The following is a 19177-nucleotide window of genomic DNA, read 5'->3' on the forward strand; positions in this document are numbered from 1 at the left end:
TGAAACAGTAAGATGGTAAAAAAGAGCGCATTAGGAAGAGGATTAGGAGCACTTATTAATGATATCGATGATGTTCAGGCAAGACCTGAAAGAGATTTAAGTAACGAAATCGAGATCTCAAAAATTGAAGCAAATCCGTATCAGCCAAGAACCAAATTTGATGTGGAAGCTTTGAATGAATTGGCTCAATCCATTAAAGAATTAGGAATTGTTCAGCCAATTACGGTTCGGAAAATTCATAATAACTCTTACCAGCTTATTGCCGGAGAAAGACGTTATCGGGCAGCAAAAATTGCCGGACTAACTAAAATTCCAGCTTACGTTCGAATGGCTGAAGATGATAAAATGCTGGAACTTGCCTTGGTTGAAAATATTCAACGCGAAGACCTTGATTCAATTGAAATTGCCATTAGTTACCAAAGATTAATTGAAGAGTGCAAACTAACACAAGAGAGTTTATCTGACCGTGTAGGTAAAAAACGCTCTACTATATCCAACTATTTACGACTACTAAGACTACCTGCTGAAATCCAAAAAGGAATTCGCGAGAAAAAACTACTTATGGGCCATGCCCGCGCATTGGTAAATGTTGATGATCCAAGAACTCAACTTGAAATTTTTCAAGTAACCGTTGAAAACGATTTCTCCGTTCGAAAAGTTGAAGAATTGGTTCGTAATTTTAACCAGACAACTGAAGAAAAACCAACTCCGGAGAAAGCAACAGCGCTTCCTAAAGAGTATGAATCTTTAAAAGATCACTTAGCCAATCATTTTAGTGCAAAAGTTGATCTTAAACGAACCAAAAATGGCAAAGGAAAAATCATTATCCCATTTACATCCGATGACGATTTAGAACGTATCCTTGCCGTATTGGATCAAATGAAATCATAAGTTAGTTGAAACTTTTAAAAAATAAACATTGAATAATTTGCGCCTGATTATTTTCCTTGGGCTGATCTCTCTTATCGTGCTTGGAGGAAGTAAAAATGCTATCTCTCAGCGGATAGAAGCAGATACAGTATCTGTTGAACCGATTGTTAAAGTTCATTCTCCGCATAAAGCAACCATGTACTCTGTTGTATTTCCGGGTTTAGGACAAGCCTACAACAAAAAGTATTGGAAGATACCTATATTATACGCTGGAATTGGTGCAACCATTTATGCCATTAACTGGAATACCAAGAATTACAAAAAATACAAAAATGGCTTTAAAGATTTTTCTGAATTTTACGATTGGAAAATTCTCTCTGCAGAAGATAAACTAGAGACCGAAAAACCTACTGCGGATAGTTACCAGAAAATTCTGGAAAATGATTGGGATGCAACAACAACATCCTATGATACTTGGTTTAAAAGCACTTTACAAAATGGTAAAGACTCTTATAAGCACGATCGCGATCTTAGCTATATCATTTTGGTCGGGGTTTACGTACTAAACATTGTTGATGCAGCCGTTGATGCACATTTCACCAATTTTAATGTGAACAATGACTTGACTATTAAAGTAGAACCTGCGGTCAGTTATTCTGCTTTTTCGGGCAATTCTCTTGGCTTTAGATGCCAAATTACCTTTTAAAAAACAATGATGAAAAAAAAACAATATATTTTACCCCTTATTTTTTTGGGTACTGCATTTGCTTGCAACACAATCAAACAGACAGGTTCTGAACAAACAGTCAAGACAACATCAGGAATTGAACAAGTAACACTTTCTGAAATTGACACTTTATCGAAAGTCACAGAAAATGTAAGTGAGGAAACTGAAAAAGACTCTTTGGATTTTCTGAAAATTAATCCGGTTGATGTTCGTTGGGATCTAAATGACAGTATCAATACAACTTTCTCAAACAACCTAGACAGTCTGCTATATTCATGGTACGCAAAGAACACGTTTAAAACAAGAACATACAATCGGGACACGATTTCGGCTCAAGCAGAAAAAATTCCGGATTCAGTATATATCAAGCGATTGGAAGAAATTCCTTCTTTAATTGATTTATCCTACAACAAAATCGTACGAAACTACATCGAACTGTATTCGCAAAGAAGAAGATCTCAGGTTGAAATGATGATGGGAATGTCGGAATACTACTTCCCGATTATCGAAGAAATTTTGGACAAAGAAGGCCTGCCTCAGGAATTAAAATACTTACCCATCATTGAATCAGCTTTAAATCCAAAAGCACTATCCAGAGCCGGGGCAAGTGGTTTATGGCAATTTATGTATGGAACGGGAAGAATGTACAAGCTCGATATTAATACTTTTGTTGATGAACGAAGAGATCCTGTAAAAGCGAGTTACGCTGCAGTAAAATATCTGAAAGATATGTACCGGGTTTACGGCAATTGGCATTTGGTAATTGCTGCCTACAACTGTGGACCAGGAAATGTAAATAAAGCAATCAGACGAAGTGGCGGCAAGAAAAACTATTGGGATATTTACTTTCACTTGCCTAAAGAAACAAGAGGATATGTACCTGCATTTATAGCTGCTCTTTATACTTTCAATTACCACAAAGAGCATCAGTTATTCCCGCAGCCATCTAATTTGCCGGTTGCATGCGACACTTTGCTCATAAATGAACAACTTCACTTTGATCAGGTGGCTAATGTTATCAACATTTCGAAAGAGCAATTAAGGGAATTAAATCCTCAATACAGAGCAGATATTATTCCTGCAAGTAAAGATGGTTATGCATTAAAAATACCTCTGCAGTACACAACAAAATTTATCGATAAGCAAGACTCTATTTTTGCTTATAAAAAGGAGTATTATTTTAGCATGAAAGACAAGGTAGTAAATCCTAATGACCGATACCAAAAGTTTGCCCATGTTACTCCCAAGGATAAAGCTAAGGTGTATTACAAAGTAAAATCGGGTGATGCCATCGGACTTATTGCTTCCTGGTTTCATGTTAGAACCTCGGATCTCAGCTATTGGAATAATGTAAGAAGAAACTTAATTAAAGTTGGCCAAAAACTAGTGCTGTATGTTCCTAAAGGAAAAGAATCCTATTATAGTAGCTTCAACACAATGAGTTACAGCCAAAAACAAGCTACATTAGGAAAAACAACTACATCCGTCAAAACAAGCACAAAACAAATTCCACTAAATGCCAGTAATGGATCATACGTTTACTATACGGTTAAAAGAGGTGACAACTTTTGGACTATCGCCAAAAAATTTCCGGGTATTTCCAACTCCGACATCATGAAAATTAATAATATAACAGATGATGGAAGTCTTAAAGTGGGTCAAAAATTGAAGATTCAACCCAAAAGCTAAAATTAAATCCTATTAGGGTAAATAAAAAAAACGAAGTAATTACTTCGTTTTTTTTGCTTTTTTATTAACAATACCAAACATTTTATTAACAAAAACTAAATATTTTTATTTGTATTCCTTTTAAATAAAGCTCATTGAAAGTGTTGTACACACTGGTTTTACTGATCAAAAACCTTTTTATCACAACAAACAATTCATACATTAATCAAAAACTTTTGATCGGAAAGGAATATATAATTAAATTGGCATCAATAAATAAAATCAGGCCAGATCTGATTTATTTATCCCGATTTATTGATATGCTAATAAGCTTCTGGTAAATTCTTTCCCGGAATTGCCAGAAGCCGGGATAAAACAACTCTTCTTACTATCCTTTTTACTTTATAAATCCAGGTTTCATTCTTTTGGATCGCTTTCTTCGTCTTCTTTCAAAACGGAGCAAACCATATGCAATTATTAGTACGAGGGGAAGTAAGAAATTAAGATATTTCAAAAAGAAAACTCTGGCATCAGTAATTTCTTTTATCGGACGTGAAGAAACGCCTTTTGTTCGCAGCGACATCAATCCGGTATCATCACTTAGCCAATCTACCGCATTTGCTAAAAAATTAATATTATCCCTCTGAATAGCAATTTTACCAGCTCCCATACCATTCACAATAAAATCTCCATCACCTACAACACAAATTCGCGCTTCCTTTTCACCCCCCATATTACCACTAATTGTGGCGGCAACAGTTAAATCGGGATAAAGAAAATCCTGAGCCCGCCATATTCTTCCAATATTAAAACTAATTGGCGCTTTTAATTTCCCCGAAATATCGGATGTAAAAGCAAGAGGCTGATAATTCATCTTACTATCACCAATAAAACTAATCGGGCTTGCAAATTGCAGTACAACCGTTTCTATCCCATCGGTAATCGTATGATTTGCAAATTTTGATATCACAGGCAAAAAAGGAAAATTAATCTGCTGTGGATAGGAAAAATATCCTTGTTGCTGAACCGTAACAGTTCCACACTTTTTATCAACAATAAAGGAATCATCAACATATAAACCTTTGCTTTGCAACCATGTTTCTAAACCAGTATTCACCAAAACACCAATTCCATCATTCAACATTCCGTTTACCCGTTCAATAGCTATAAATAAGTTACCTCCTTCAGCTAAATATTTATCTAAGCGTGATAATTGTGTTGACGAAATGGTTGCCATAGGTCCAATTAACATCAAAGACTTGTAATCCGAAAGATCAGGTTCAGATAACAAATGAATCTGTTTTACATCGTATAAAATAGACAATTCAGTGATTGCCTGTTCCAATTTTCCAAGTGCAGGTTCACCATGTCCAACAATGTAACCGATTTTAGGTTTATCCTTGATGGTTAGCCTTTTAATTAAGGTCGACAATGTATACTCCATAACGATTCCAGGCTTTATTAATGGAATAATTTCCGACTTATCCCCAACCTGAATAGACATTCCCAAAAATACCCTTTGCACTTTAATTTGATCCCTTTCCCGAACTTCTAGAGGTACCGGGTTGATGCCTGCCTCGATGGCCTCTTGCTCCAACTCCTCATTCGTATTGGGATTGATAAATTCAAAATCAATTTTCTTCTTACTGTAATTATTATATTCCGTTAAAAGATTCTTTAAATCCTGTACAGTCCGATTAACGTCCGGAGGTAAATTATCAGAAACATACAAAGTAATTATAATAGGAGTCTCTACCTCTCTTAAAATTCGTTTGGTTGAACGATCCAATGTATATCTCTTATCCTCGGTAAAATCAGCACGAAAGAAAAAAACCGAAGAAATAAAATTCAGAATGATTAAAATCCCAGCAACAACTAAACTGCTATATATTATATTTTTTCTTTTAGTCATAAATCAGGATTTACAGATTACGATTTGATAGAATCATTTTTGACGTAAAAAGGCAGAAAAACACAATAGATAAGAAATAAATCAGATCTTTTGTATCAACAACACCTCTTGATATTGATTCAAAATGAGTTGAAAGACTCATATAACTAAAGAAACTTCCAAGGAAGCCTACAAAGTTAGAAGCCAACACATCAAAAATAATGTGAAAAAATATTCCTATGGACAAGGCGGTTAAAGATGCAATTATTGGATTTGATGCAACACAAGACGCAAGCAATCCAATACTAATATAAACCATACTCATAAGCAATAAGCCCACGTATCCCAATAAAATTGCAGAATGATCTACTGGACCAATTGCCCACAATGTGAAATAATAAATTACTGTTGGAGCCAGTGCTATTGCAATTAACAGTAAAGTGGACAAAAACTTACCAAAAATTAATTGCCAATCGCTCACAGGCTTAGTAAGCAAAAGCTCAAGGGTACCAGCTTTTAATTCCCCGGCAATTGAACGCATAGTAAGAGCCGGAATAAAAATAAATAAACTCCAGTAGGCCACTGTAAAAAATGTATTGAGATTGGCTTGCCCCACAAAAAAGACATCAGCCCCGTAAATCCATGTAAAAAAACCACTAAACCCTAGAAAAATAACGATTAATACATAAGCCGTTAATGAATCAAAAAAAGTGCTTAGCTCTCTGCCGGCAATGTGAATAATTTGTTTCATAAAGATCTAACGAAGGGTTAATTCCCGAAATATATCCTCCAGTTTTGTTTCTGTAGGTGTCAACTCAGTAATGTAATAATTATTTTGAACACATGTATTAAATATTGCTTTAACTGATGTAGTATTGGGTAAAGACTGAATTTCAAACAATTGCTTATCAACATCAATAATATCAATAGAATCGATCGTTTCTATCTCAAATAAAGATTTAAAGATATAATCAATATTTCCCCCTTGTACTCCCAATTTTAAGATCTCATTTCCCTGGGCCTGCTTCCTTAATTCTTCGGCAGTCCCATCCACTACAATTCTACCATTATTAATAATTAAAATACGATCACAAGTAGCCTCAACCTCCGCTAAAATATGAGAACTTAAAATAACCGTTTTTTCTTTTCCAATACGCTTAATAAGCTCCCGAATCTCTACAATCTGATTTGGATCAAGCCCTGTAGTTGGCTCATCGAGAATTAGTATATCCGGATCATGAATTAAAGCCTGCGCCAATCCAACTCTTTGCTGATAACCTTTTGACAGCTCACCAATTAATTTATGCTTTTCCCCTTCCAAACCACAAGTCCGAATCATATCCAATATCCTTTCAGGAATAAGATATTTTGGTATCCCGTGAATTTTAGCAATGAACTCCAGAAAATCAATGATGTTCATTTCCTGATACAAAGGATTATTTTCGGCCAAATATCCAATATTCTTCTTAATGATTTCGGGATGATCATGAATAGAATAACCACCAACCAATACATCTCCTTCTTCAGGTTTAATAAAACACGCGATTGCTTTCATAGTAGTCGTTTTTCCTGCTCCGTTTGGACCCAGAAAACCCAAAACCTCTCCAGCTTTCACACGAAAAGATACATTATCAACAGCCTTTTGAGGACCGTATCTTTTGGTTAGATGTTCAACAACAATATCCATATAAGAAAAATCTAATTGTATCTAACAAATTTAGAAAAAAGGTCATCTATCTAACTGAACTGTTATCGATTTAACAATTATTAACAGTAAATAATCAGATGGGCTGGCTGCCTTTTCTGTCATTTAATGAAATTAAGTATTTTTACAGCTCAAATACACAATAAAAATATGATTAAAGCAATTATTTTTGATATGGATGGTCTTTTGATAAACTCAGAACCATTCTGGCAGGAGAGCGAAACAAAGGTATTCTCATCACTTGGACTTGATGTAAATAACAAAATGTTTGAACAGTTCATGGGAAAAAGAATAGATGAGATAGTTGAAATAATGCACAAAATGATGCCTTGGAATCATGTTTCAAAAGAAAAGGTTACAGAAGATATTGTTGAAAATGTTATTCGTTTGGTCTTGGAAAAAGGAACTTGTTTGGATGGCGTGAATAAGACTCTGGAGATTTTACAGCAGGCTTCCTTTAAAATTGGACTTGCTTCATCCTCCAAAATGAAAATTATCTCAGCGGTTTTAGAAAAACTGCAGCTTCATGATTATTTCGAAGTGGTTCATTCGGCCGAATTTGAAAAATATGGAAAACCACATCCACAGGTTTTTATTACAACGGCTGAATTACTCGGCATTCCCCCATCAGAATGCCTGGTTTTCGAGGACTCATTAAATGGTGTAATCTCCGCTCTTGCGGCAGGCATGAAATGTATTGCGGTTCCTGAGAAAGATGCCTTTAACCTCAATAAATTTGTAATCGCAAATAAAGTTCTTGATAGTTTGAATGATTTTGAGATTCCTCAACTTAAGAATTTATAACTGGATCCAGAATTGCTGTAAAATCATCTAATTCCAAATTACCAGAGACCATTTTGTACTGTGACTTTTCATAATAAGGCATCCTGAACTTCAAATGCCTTGTTATGTAGTCAAGTAATTCATCCTGAGAAAAATTTTTCACTAAAGGACGCTCGCTATCGGAGTTGGTAATTCGCTCCCGAAGCAATAAAGGACTGCATTCGATAAACAAGGTAACCCCCAATCGATTCATCTCCTCCATATTGTTATTAAAACAAGGAGCTCCGCCCCCTGTAGCTACAATAAGATTTTCAGCTTCGAAAATTGATTTCAAAGCATCATGCTCCCGTTGCCGAAAACCAGACTCTCCAAATTTTTCGAAGATTTTCGGGATCGTTAACTTCTCTCTCTCTTCAATCAGAGTATCAAGATCAACAAAATGAAAACCATAATGGGCCGCAATAATCTTACCCCAGCGTGATTTACCACACCCCATATATCCAATCAAAAAAATCTTCATTGCAAAATTTAAAATAAGTGAAGCATAACAATTCGCTGAAAAAGAAATTAATCCTGATTATTTTCAGTGTTATCATCTACATCAACCTCAACACCTTCAATATTTTCATTCTCCTCTTCGCGTTGCAAAGGCTCTATTTCTTTGATTTCAGAAACTTCGTAAATAGATAATCTTTTCCCTCTTGCTTTGTATGATTTCACACCAATAAACTCATTTCCATCTACAATTTCATTAGGCCGGTCTGCATTTTTACCACCATATGAAATTTCGAATCTTGGATATTGCTCATCGGTTAAGCAAACCAGTCTATTTTCAGGATTCTCACCTAAGAAACTTACCTCTTTGCCATTTCCTTCCATGGTAAAACGTTTCAGGTAATAATAGTCCTGATCGGCATCAAAAAACACAGCAGACCAAATCTTTTCATCGTCATATTTTTCAATAATACTGATATTATCAGGATAGTGATTGCTTAAATCGAAGCTCGTAAAATGAAATGAGGATGCTCTTGTTACAACAAGAATCTTATCATCACCTGTAAATTCGCCAATAAAATCACCTCTTTGATCTGTATTTATACGCAAAACATCAGGGTCAAACCATATTTTTCTTCCTCCTAAAGTAGAAACTCCTTCTTGTTTCAGAGTGATCTTATGAACGTCATTTCTGGATAGTATATTCCCCATTGAAGCACGTCCTTTAACAGCCAATTCCGCAAAATCAAATTCAAATACTGTTTTTTTCAAACGAGCCTTTGGTTTTAAAACAACACGAATAACTTCAGCCTCACCATTTGGATTCGCACTAAAATACAGAATTCGTGAACCATCTGTAGATTTGGTGATATCATACTCCTTGTCACGGGTAATGCTGGTTACCGAAAAACGTTTTACGTAAGAGTTTCCGCCCTTGCCATCCCGATAAGCTACATTATAAATCGTTCTCTTATCATTCTTACCAAATACTGCTATATGCAACAAATTCTTTCCAACAAAACACTTATCAGCTACTTTGGTCACAAAATAAGTACCGTCTTTCCTAATCACAATAATATCATCAATATCAGAACAATCGCAGATATACTCATCCTTCTTCAGACCGGTTCCAATAAAGCCTTCCTCTCTGTTAACGTATAATTTTTCGTTGGCAACCACTACTTTGGTTGCTACAATATTTTCGAAACTTCTAATTTCAGTTTTTCTTTCACGCCCAATTCCATATTTCTTCTTTATGGATTTATAATACCTGATTGTGAAAGGAATAATATTTGCCAAATGAACTTCAATTTCCGCAATCTCATCTTCAATAGATTGAATAAAATCCTTGGCTTTATTAATATCGAATTTAGAAATTCTTTTAATTTTAATCTCAGTCAACCGCACAACATCATCGCGGGTTACGGCGCGCATTAAGTTTCCCGTAAAAGGTTTTAATCCAGTATCGATAGTTTGGATTACCTCTTCCCAGCTTTCACACTCCTCAATGTCCCGATAGATTCTGTTTTCAATAAAAATTCGCTCCAAAGAAGCATAATGCCATGATTCTTCGAGTTCATTTTTTCGTATTTCAAGCTCCAGCTTCAGTAAAGCAACCGTATTATCGGCAGCGCGTCTTAAAATTTCAGCAACTCCAATAAATTTCGGTTTATCATTCTCTACAATACATGCATTGGGTGAAATAGAAATTTCACAATCTGTAAAAGCATAAAGAGCATCAATGGTATTATCGGAAGAAATTCCATTGGCCAAATGAATCTGAATCTCAACAAATTCAGCCGTATTGTCGTCAATTTTTTTGATCTTGATCTTTCCTTTATCATTTGCTTTGATAATGGATTCAATTACGCTTGACGTTGTTTTTCCAAATGGAATTTCAGTAATTTTAAGAGTTCGGTTATCGAACTTTTCAATTCTAGCTCTCACTTTTACTGCACCACCACGCAAACCATCATTGTAACGGCTTACTTCAACCAATCCAGCTGTTGGGAAATCCGGATAAAGTTCAAACTCCTCACCACTTAGGTAGGACACACAAGCATCAATTAATTCGTTGAAATTATGTGGTAAAATTTTGGATGCCAGTCCAACTGCAATACCTTCTACCCCTTGCGCCAATAATAATGGAAATTTTACCGGAAGCGTAATTGGTTCTTTGTTACGCCCGTCGTAAGATTGTTTCCAATTAGTTGTTTTTGGATTAAAAAGAACCTCCAAAGCAAATTTGGATAAACGTGCTTCAATATATCTTGGTGCGGCAGCAGAATCACCGGTAAGGATATTCCCCCAGTTTCCCTGCATGTCAATCAACAAATCTTTTTGTCCCAGCTGAACCAGCGCATCTCCAATTGAAGCATCTCCATGAGGATGATACTGCATGGTGTTACCAATAATATTGGCTACCTTATTGTATCGCCCATCATCCAGTTGCTTCATGGCATGCAAAATTCTTCGCTGAACAGGCTTTAACCCATCATTTACATAAGGTACAGCTCGTTCTAAAATCACATAGGATGCATAATCCAGAAACCAATTTTGATACATCCCGGAAAGATATGTCACATTCCTCATTGCTTCGGAGTGCACGCCATTCAAATCATTAGCCATTTCCTCTGGGATTTCCATACCATTTGTCTCGTCGTTATTCATAGAGGTATTTGGGTTTATTTAGTTCTAATAAATCGATTGATGAAACTTGCTTAGACCTCATCTCTTTCAACATGAAGATTACCGATGATAAATTCTTGCCGCAGAGGAGTATTTTTTCCCATGTAGAATTCCAACATGTCTGAAACAGAATCATCTTTCTTCATTACAACAGGATCAAGCCTGATGTCTTTGCCTATAAAATGCTTAAATTCACTCGGCGAAATCTCTCCTAAACCTTTAAATCTGGTTATTTCAGGATTAGCGCCTACACTTTTCATTGCCTTCACTCTTTCCTCTTCGGAGTAACAATAGTGAGTTGTTTTCTTATTCCGGACACGAAACAGCGGTGTTTGTAAAATGTACAAATGTCCGCTTCGAACGATATCAGGAAAAAATTGCAAAAAGAAAGTAATCAACAGCAAGCGAATATGCATCCCATCTACATCGGCATCGGTTGCAATAATCACATTGTTATAACGTAAACCTTCCAATCCATCCTCGATGTTTAAGGCAGCCTGTAACAGATTGAATTCTTCATTCTCGTAAACAATCTTTTTCGTTAATCCATATGTATTTAAAGGTTTCCCTTTTAAGCTAAAAACAGCCTGTGTGTTTACATCACGAGATTTGGTAATAGATCCGCTAGCCGAATCTCCCTCAGTAATAAAAAGAGACGCTTCTGATTTTTGTTCGTGTTTGGAATCGAAATGAACCCGGCAATCACGTAATTTTTTATTGTGTAAGCTAGCCGTTTTTGCTCGTTCTTTGGCAATTTTTTTAATGCCGGAAATGGCCTTTCGTTCTTTTTCTGACTCAATAATTTTCTGGAGAATAGCCTCGGCTACACTTGGGTTTTTATGCAGATAATTATCCAAATTAGAAGTCACGAAATCCATGATAAAATTCCGAACGGACGGTCCTTCCGGACCTATATCTTTAGAGCCCAATTTTGTTTTCGTTTGTGATTCAAAAACCGGCTCCTGTACTTTAATACTAATTGCTGATATAATAGAAGTCCTGATATCTGATGTATCAAAATCCTTTTTAAAGAAATCCCGAATCCCTTTCACCAAGGCCTCTCTAAATGCAGCAAGGTGAGTTCCCCCTTGCGTTGTATGCTGTCCGTTTACAAAAGAATAGTACTCTTCCCCATACTGTCTGCCATGGGTCATAGCAACTTCGATATCCTCACCTTTCAAATGAATGATATCATATAATCCTTCCGAATTCATATTCTCATTCAAAAGATCAAGCAATCCATTTTTCGAAAAGAATCTTTGACCATTAAAGTAAATAGACAGTCCTGCGTTTAGATAAACGTAGTTTTTAAGCAACGTTTCAATATATTCAGAAATAAACCGATAATTTAAAAACAACTCCTCGTCAGGATGAAAAACGATTCTCACACCATTTTTTTCCTCGGTAGGCTGAATTTCATTTTCCTCAACAAGAACACCTCTTGAGAAAACAGCTTTCTTAACCTCTCCTTCGCGAAAAGATTCAATAATGAACTGATCGGACAAGGCATTTACGGCCTTTATCCCCACTCCATTAAGACCTACGGATTTTTTAAATACTTCAGAATCGTATTTTGCTCCAGTATTCATTTTGGAAGTTACATCAATTAACTTCCCTAAGGGAATACCCCGGCCAAAATCACGAACAGTTACGTTCCTGTCTGTAATACTAACTTCGATTGATTTGCCCACTCCCATAGCAAACTCATCAATTGAGTTATCAATTACTTCTTTCAATAAAATATAAATACCGTCATCATGAGAAGATCCATCGCCAAGTTTCCCGATATACATACCAGGGCGTTTGCGAATGTGTTCTTTCCAATCTAATGTGCGGATTGAGTCTTCAGAATATTTTGCAGTCATGAAAAATCGCGTTTTTACAAATATAGTTAAAAGAACCATTCGTTAGGAAGTAGTTTATCAACAGCCTGTTGAAATGCCCTTACTTAAAGCAATATTCCAGAAATAAAGCCATTCCTATTTCCCTAAAAATCAACGAAAAAAGATATTACAACACCTGGTAATTCAGAACAAACACAAATAAAATTCAATCTAAAAAACTCAAACACATTGACGATTGCTTTTTTTTTAGTTCTTCTAAATCAAAGAAAGACAACAGAATAAAGGAATCAAGCACTGGAAGAATCGAAAACAAAGCAAAATTCCTGATGTAAAAAAGCTTCTTTCTCATCAGTAAATGAAGAAAGAAGCCGTAAATTATTTAATGCTATTAAAGCTTACTGATTAATAGCTTTCCAAAGCATATCTTTTAATTCGGCAAGTCCTTTTTGAGCCACTGAAGAAATAAAAACATGCGGTATTTCAGGCAAATCCTGTTTCATCTCATCAATCAACTCCTGATCCAACATATCAGATTTTGTAATTGCCAGCAAACGCTGTTTGTCCAGAAGTTCCGGATTAAACTGTTTTAGTTCGTTCAACAGAATTTTGTATTCATTATGAATGTCGTCGCTATCGGCAGCTACCATAAACAGAAGAACAGAATTTCGCTCAATGTGTCGTAAAAACCGCAAACCGAGTCCACGCCCTTCATGTGCACCTTCAATAATACCTGGGATATCTGCCATTACAAATGAGCGATTATCCCGGTAAGACACAATCCCTAAATTAGGAACCAATGTGGTAAAAGGATAATCTGCAATTTTAGGCTTAGCTGCAGATACTACAGAAAGCAAAGTAGATTTACCCACACTAGGGAAACCAACTAAACCAACATCTGCAAGAACCTTTAATTCTAATATTACAGGTCGTTCAACTCGTTCTTCTCCGCTTTGGGCATAACGAGGTGTTTGATTTGTTGAAGATCTGAAATTCCAGTTCCCCAGACCTCCACGACCACCTTTCACTAAGATTTTCTCTTCACCATCTTCAGTCACATCAAAAATAACTTCGCCAGTTTCAGCATCACGGGCAACTGTACCCAATGGCACCTCAATCACCTTATCTTCTCCTTCTTTACCCGTACTTCTACTCTGACCACCATCGCCACCATCGCCAGAAAAGACGTGACGACTATATTTTAAATGCACCAAAGTCCAAAGTTGCTTATTTGCACGTATGATAACATGTCCTCCTCGGCCACCATCACCACCATCCGGTCCACCAGTCATTGTCAACTTATCCCTAAAAAGGTGAGTTGACCCGGCACCTCCGGCACCTGAACGACAAAATATTTTTACGTAATCAACAAAATTAGACCCAGCCATAATATATTTTTTTAATCTATTGTACTTTAACAGGAACCAATTGTCCCGTTAAACATTTCTCCAGCAATAAGCTAATTCGTTCAAGTACATCTTCTAATGATCCTATTGCATCGAGAGAGTGATACACTCCCTTTTCTTTATACCGCTTTGCAATTGGAGCAGTAACATTTTCATAAATCCGAAGGCGTTTTTCAATTACTTCCCTTCCTCCATCATCCGGTCTGCCAGATGATTCGCCTCTTTTTAAAAGTCGTTGAATTAACTCTTCTTCTTCCACTTTTAATTCAATAACCAGATCAACAACACTGTCCCGTTTAGCAAGCATCCCGTCAAAAACCTCAATCTGACCTTCGTGACGCGGCATGCCATCGTATACAAAACCCTTTGCTTCGATATTGCTGTCTAAAAATTTCTCAACAATTCGATAAGCTAATTTATCCGGAAAAAAATTCCCTCCATCAATCAATCTTTTTGCTTCCAATCCTTCGGGTGTTGCCAGCTTAATTTCTTCCCTGCACACATCACCTGTAGAAAGGTGAATCAACCCATATTTTTTCTGCAACAACTTAGATTGAGTTCCTTTTCCCGAACCAGGAGGTCCAAACAAAACAATGTTCAACATTTACTTTTCAATTACAGTATACACATCCGGAAGGTTTCTACCCATTCCATCGTAATCCAATCCTCTTCCAACAATAAAATCATTTGGTATTTCCATACCTACGTAATTTAATTTCACATCACGAATCAAAGCATCTGGCTTGAACAACATAGTTGCAATCAAAACTTCTTTTGCTTCGTAATCTTTAATTTGTTCCAGTGTATTTGTGATTGTAATTCCTGTATCAACAATATCTTCCAGCAACACAACCGTTCTGTCTTTTAAATCTTCTGTAAAACCCATTAATTTTTTCACCTTACCAGTTGTTCCCATTCCATCGTATGAAGACAATCTCATAAATGTAATCTGAGCATTTTCAACAGTTATCTGCTTCATCAAATCCGATGCGAACATGAAAGAACCATTTAAAATACAAATAAATAACGGATTTGTCCCAGCAAGATCCTTATTCATTTTTTCAGCCATTTTAGCAATTACATTGTCAATATCCTCAGAAGGAATAGACACTCTAAATTCTCGATCCAGAAGTTTTACAGTTTTCATTGATTCAATTTTTGTCTTAGTTGTCCGATTTCCCCCAACAAGATTTCCCTTGAAATATCGGGCGTTTAAGGCAATGCCCTAAAATATCGTAAAATAAATATGTCTCACTCTAAAAAAACAGAAATAAAAAATGTTCCAATTCCACAGTGCTACATACATATTTTTTTTTCAATTTTACGTTTGAAAAAATAGTCAGCGATGCAAGCAACATTGGAATTAAAACAATTCCTTAATTTTTGCTGCAAAAGTACAATTTTTTGTCATTTTATTTACCAAATCCACGAATAAAACCATATGAAAGCAAAAGTAAGTATCATAATGGGAAGTACATCCGACCTTCCGGTTATGGAAAAAGCCGCCAAAGTCTTAAACGACTTCAAAATCCCTTTCGAGATTCATGCATTATCTGCTCACAGAACACCTGAAGAAGTTGAGAAATTTGCCAAAGGAGCATTCGATCGTGGAATAAAAGCCGTTATTGCAGGTGCTGGAATGGCAGCACACCTGCCTGGTGTAATTGCCGCAATGACTCCTGTTCCTGTGATTGGAGTGCCAATCAATGCATCCTTGGATGGTATGGATGCCCTTTTAAGTATTGCACAAATGCCTCCGGGAATTCCTGTTGCGACGGTTGGTATTAATGGTGCAATGAATGCAGGTATTCTTGCGGGACAAATGCTTGCTATTGGCGATAGCGAATTACAAAAGAAGGTTATCGCATTTAAAGAAAGTCTTAAAGAAAAAATCGTAAAAGCGAACGAAGAATTATCTTCTATCAAATACGAATTCAAGACCAACTAGAAAACAAAATAAAAAATTTCAAAACAAAACCACAACACATAATTATGTGTTGTGGTTTTTTATTACATTTAATACTGATTTAATTTTGTTTAGCGTTAAAGCAATTCAATTTATATTAACACACAAACAATTAACTATTTTCAGATAATACGGAACAATTAGAATTTTCAACAATAATACTATTTCATAGTTGTTATGGCATAAACACATTATAATCCTCTTAAAAACCGATAGCCATCATAAGAAGAAAAATGTTTGTTTATTCATTCTATGATTTAGACAATACTATCTAAATGAAAAAAACACATCTGCTTTTTCTTCTTTTACTGCCAATTCATTTATTCGCATCGAATGAAAATCATTTAGCTGGTGCCCGCTCGCATGCAATGGGAAATTCCAGTGTTGCATTATTGGATATTTGGTCCGGTTTTCACAATCAGGCAATATTAGCTAAATTGAATAAAAAATCCTTTGGTGCCTACTACGAAAACCGATTTGAAACAAAAGAATTAAGCACAAAAGCTTTTCATTTTAACTATCCCACAAAGCTTGGCACTTTCAGTATGACCTATAAGCAGTTTGGCTTTAATCTTTATAAAGAATCAAAAATTGGCATCGCATATTCACGTTCTTTAGGAAAACACTTTTGGGCAGGTCTGCAATTTGACCAAATCCGAAAAGAATTAAATGAATCCTACGGATCACAAAGTAAATACACATTTGAAGCAGGAATTCTTGCAGAAATACTCCCTGATATTCACTTAGGCTTTCATATTTTCAACCCAAGTCAAACAAATTTTACGACTGTTGACTATGAAGATGAAATTCCCTGTATTGCCAGGTTTGGTTTTTCCTGGAAGCTATCCGATCAAACCGTTATTACTTCTGAAATTGAAAAGGATTTGGATTCTGAAATGAGAACCAAATTCGGCATTGAATACGGAATAACAGAAATGATATCCTTACGGGCCGGCGTTTACAATCATCCGAATTCGATCAGCATGGGAATGGGATTTTCTTTTAAAATTATAAAAGCCAATATTTCATTTTCCCGACATCCGGTATTGGGTTGCTCTCCTTCGGCTGATATCAACATATCCTTTTAGTTTCTGCATATGATTTTCTCAAAAAAAACAATAACACTCTTTTGTTTACTGTGTTCTGCGCTGATCGCCAGATCACAGAATACAGTATCACAGAATGATTTAATTGAAAATTTAATTGAAGCAATTGCAGAACAAAGCGAAGAAGAATTAGACTACTCAAATCTGCTTGACGAATTAAACATCCTTTTAATTGATCCAATAAATCTAAATAGTGCGAATGAAAGTGATCTGAACAAACTCCTTATTCTCAACAAAAATCAAATCAACAATTTCATTAAGTACCGAAAAAGTACAGGACAAATATTTAGTCTTTATGAATTACAGCTGATTCCAGGATTTTCATCTGAAATGATTCGAAACATTGCCCCTTTTGTTAGCCTAAAACAGACATCACAAGACACACTAAACACCCGAAAGAAAGCAAAGCATATTCTGCTTCTAAAATCAGAAAGAACAATTGAGGAAGAAAAAGGATACACTACTGAAAATGCAAATTCAAGATACATTGGAAACCCATGGAAATACTACACACGCTACCAATATACATCTCCTGAAAATAAAATTTCTTTTGGATTCACCTCGGAAAAAGACAAAGGGGAACCATTTTTTGAAGGAGAAAATAAGAATGGCTTCGACTTTTACTCTGCTTACATTCAATACAATTCCGAAGGAATTGTGAGGCAAGTAAATCTGGGTGATTATCAGGTTAAATTTGGACAAGGACTGAGCCTTTGGTCTGGATTGGGCAGTGGAAAATCCTCCTTAACAACTCATAATGCGTTTAAATCTCAAGGAATAAAAAGCTACAAATCTACCGATGAAAATCAATTCCATCGAGGAATATCGATACTGCTGGAACCTATTAAAAATGTGAAGCTTGCACTATTTGCTTCTTACAAAAAGAAGGACGGCAGTCTTGATTCAGATTCAACGAAATCATTCATATCCAGCATCATCAACACCGGATTCCATCGAAACCATACCGAATTTAGCAAGAAGCACAATCTGGAAGAAATGGTGCTGGGATCCTATCTATCAACCAACTTGAATAAAATCGAGATGGGAATATCATTCCTGCAATCTAAATACTCGCCGGAAATAAGAGGAACAGATGCCATTTATAATTATTACGGTTTTAAGAGCAATGACAACCGTAATATCAGTTTTTACTACGAAACTCAATTTCGATCGATACACTTATACGGAGAAATTGCACAAAGTAAATCAGGGGGCAGAGCACTTTTGCAAGGAGCAAATATACAGGCTCACCCACAGCTAAACTTTGAGCTGATCTATCGAAAATACGATCCTGATTATCACGCAGTATTTTCAAATGCCTTTGCAGAACAAAATAAAACTCAAAACGAAGAAGGTTTTTACATGGGAGTTGAATTTCATCCGTATCCAAAATGGACTATAAAGGCTTATTACGATCAATTTAAATTCCCCTGGCTAAGATATTCAGCCAACTCGCCCAGCGAAGGCCATGAATATTTCTCACAACTCGAATTCACACCAAACAATTCAGTTTCGGTTTATTTTAGATACAAACAAGAAAGTAAACCCGAAAACAACAATTCAAGCATTATTAAAAGTCTTGTAAATCAGAAGAAAAATCAGTACCGTCTGCATTTATCTGCAAAAATGAATGAGAATTGGGAAATAAGAAACCGAATTGAAATTGCGAATTACCAAAAAGAAAAAGTAAGTGAAAGTGGTTATCTGCTATATCAGGATTTAATCTATCACTTTTCCAACAAACCTATTTCCCTGAATCTTCGTTACGCTTTATTCGACACAGAATCCTTTAATTCGGGAATTTACGCGTACGAAAATGATATTCTTTATGCCTACTCTGTTCCTGCCTATTACTTAAAAGGAACACGCTTTTATTTCAACTTTAACTGGGAATTGAATCAAAATTTTAAAGTATATGTGAAATATGCGCAAACTAAATATTCAAACCGATCAAGTATTGGTTCTGCAAACTCGGAAATAATTGGTGACACTAAATCAGAAATCAAATTATTACTCAAATGCCGCTTTTAA

General features: G+C 35.8%; 16 protein-coding genes. 7 read left to right on the top strand and 9 right to left on the bottom strand.

Features of this window, described 5'->3' with window-relative positions; genetic code table 11:
- Positions 1 to 12: 12 nt before the first annotated feature.
- The 3 genes from ACKU4N_RS18385 to ACKU4N_RS18395 are packed head-to-tail and all read left to right on the top strand — an operon-like array spanning position 13 to position 3286.
- The gene (locus tag ACKU4N_RS18385) at positions 13 to 891 is read left to right on the top strand and encodes a ParB/RepB/Spo0J family partition protein (RefSeq protein ID WP_321318894.1); all 879 of its coding nucleotides are present in this window, start codon (positions 13 to 15) and stop codon (positions 889 to 891) included.
- A 28-nt stretch (positions 892 to 919) separates the two neighbouring features.
- Complete coding sequence (locus ACKU4N_RS18390; RefSeq protein WP_321318895.1) at positions 920 to 1576, top strand: DUF5683 domain-containing protein; 657 nt, start codon at positions 920 to 922, stop codon at positions 1574 to 1576.
- Between the two features lie 6 nt (positions 1577 to 1582).
- The gene (locus ACKU4N_RS18395) at positions 1583 to 3286 is read left to right on the top strand and encodes a lytic transglycosylase domain-containing protein (protein ID WP_321318896.1); all 1704 of its coding nucleotides are present in this window, start codon (positions 1583 to 1585) and stop codon (positions 3284 to 3286) included.
- A gap of 376 nt (positions 3287 to 3662) precedes the next feature.
- Here the strand turns inward: ACKU4N_RS18395 and ACKU4N_RS18400 are convergent, their stop codons facing one another.
- The 3 genes from ACKU4N_RS18400 to ACKU4N_RS18410 are packed head-to-tail and all read right to left on the bottom strand — an operon-like array spanning position 3663 to position 6843.
- Complete coding sequence (locus ACKU4N_RS18400) at positions 3663 to 5177, bottom strand: GldG family protein (RefSeq protein ID WP_321318898.1); 1515 nt, start codon at positions 5175 to 5177, stop codon at positions 3663 to 3665.
- Between the two features lie 10 nt (positions 5178 to 5187).
- Positions 5188 to 5907 (bottom strand): ABC transporter permease subunit, encoded by a 720-nt coding sequence (locus ACKU4N_RS18405; RefSeq protein ID WP_321318899.1) that lies wholly within the window; start codon positions 5905 to 5907, stop codon positions 5188 to 5190.
- A gap of 6 nt (positions 5908 to 5913) precedes the next feature.
- On the bottom strand, positions 5914 to 6843 hold the full coding sequence (locus tag ACKU4N_RS18410; RefSeq protein ID WP_321318900.1) for an ATP-binding cassette domain-containing protein: 930 nt from the start codon (positions 6841 to 6843) through the stop codon (positions 5914 to 5916).
- Positions 6844 to 7011: 168 nt separating this feature from the next.
- Here ACKU4N_RS18410 and hxpB point away from each other — a divergent pair, with 168 nt between their 5' ends.
- On the top strand, positions 7012 to 7665 hold the full coding sequence (hxpB, locus tag ACKU4N_RS18415; protein WP_321318902.1) for a hexitol phosphatase HxpB: 654 nt from the start codon (positions 7012 to 7014) through the stop codon (positions 7663 to 7665).
- Here the strand turns inward: hxpB and ACKU4N_RS18420 are convergent.
- The 6 genes from ACKU4N_RS18420 to hpt form a co-directional block, all read right to left on the bottom strand.
- The gene (locus tag ACKU4N_RS18420; protein WP_321318904.1) at positions 7652 to 8164 is read right to left on the bottom strand and encodes a shikimate kinase; all 513 of its coding nucleotides are present in this window, start codon (positions 8162 to 8164) and stop codon (positions 7652 to 7654) included. The genes hxpB and ACKU4N_RS18420 overlap by 14 nt on opposite strands.
- A gap of 47 nt (positions 8165 to 8211) precedes the next feature.
- Positions 8212 to 10809, bottom strand: coding sequence for a DNA gyrase/topoisomerase IV subunit A (locus ACKU4N_RS18425; protein ID WP_321318905.1), 2598 nt, complete (start codon positions 10807 to 10809; stop codon positions 8212 to 8214).
- A gap of 50 nt (positions 10810 to 10859) precedes the next feature.
- On the bottom strand, positions 10860 to 12692 hold the full coding sequence (locus ACKU4N_RS18430) for a DNA topoisomerase IV subunit B (protein WP_321318907.1): 1833 nt from the start codon (positions 12690 to 12692) through the stop codon (positions 10860 to 10862).
- Between the two features lie 374 nt (positions 12693 to 13066).
- Positions 13067 to 14056, bottom strand: a complete 990-nt coding sequence (gene obgE, locus ACKU4N_RS18435; RefSeq protein WP_321318908.1) for a GTPase ObgE — start codon at positions 14054 to 14056, stop codon at positions 13067 to 13069.
- 16 nt (positions 14057 to 14072) lie between these two features.
- Positions 14073 to 14678 (bottom strand): adenylate kinase, encoded by a 606-nt coding sequence (locus ACKU4N_RS18440; RefSeq protein WP_321318910.1) that lies wholly within the window; start codon positions 14676 to 14678, stop codon positions 14073 to 14075.
- Positions 14679 to 15221, bottom strand: coding sequence for a hypoxanthine phosphoribosyltransferase (hpt, locus tag ACKU4N_RS18445; RefSeq protein ID WP_289529281.1), 543 nt, complete (start codon positions 15219 to 15221; stop codon positions 14679 to 14681).
- A 294-nt stretch (positions 15222 to 15515) separates the two neighbouring features.
- Here hpt and purE point away from each other — a divergent pair, with 294 nt between their 5' ends.
- From purE to ACKU4N_RS18460, 3 genes are all read left to right on the top strand, one after another.
- The gene (purE, locus tag ACKU4N_RS18450; RefSeq protein WP_321318912.1) at positions 15516 to 16022 is read left to right on the top strand and encodes a 5-(carboxyamino)imidazole ribonucleotide mutase; all 507 of its coding nucleotides are present in this window, start codon (positions 15516 to 15518) and stop codon (positions 16020 to 16022) included.
- 293 nt (positions 16023 to 16315) lie between these two features.
- Positions 16316 to 17128: a PorV/PorQ family protein gene (locus tag ACKU4N_RS18455; RefSeq protein ID WP_321318913.1), complete on the top strand. Its 813-nt coding sequence runs from the start codon at positions 16316 to 16318 to the stop codon at positions 17126 to 17128.
- A gap of 9 nt (positions 17129 to 17137) precedes the next feature.
- Positions 17138 to 19177, top strand: coding sequence for a helix-hairpin-helix domain-containing protein (locus ACKU4N_RS18460; protein ID WP_321318915.1), 2040 nt, complete (start codon positions 17138 to 17140; stop codon positions 19175 to 19177).

The sequence above is a fragment of the Labilibaculum sp. genome, from assembly GCF_963664555.1.
Lineage (GTDB): Bacteria > Bacteroidota > Bacteroidia > Bacteroidales > Marinifilaceae > Labilibaculum.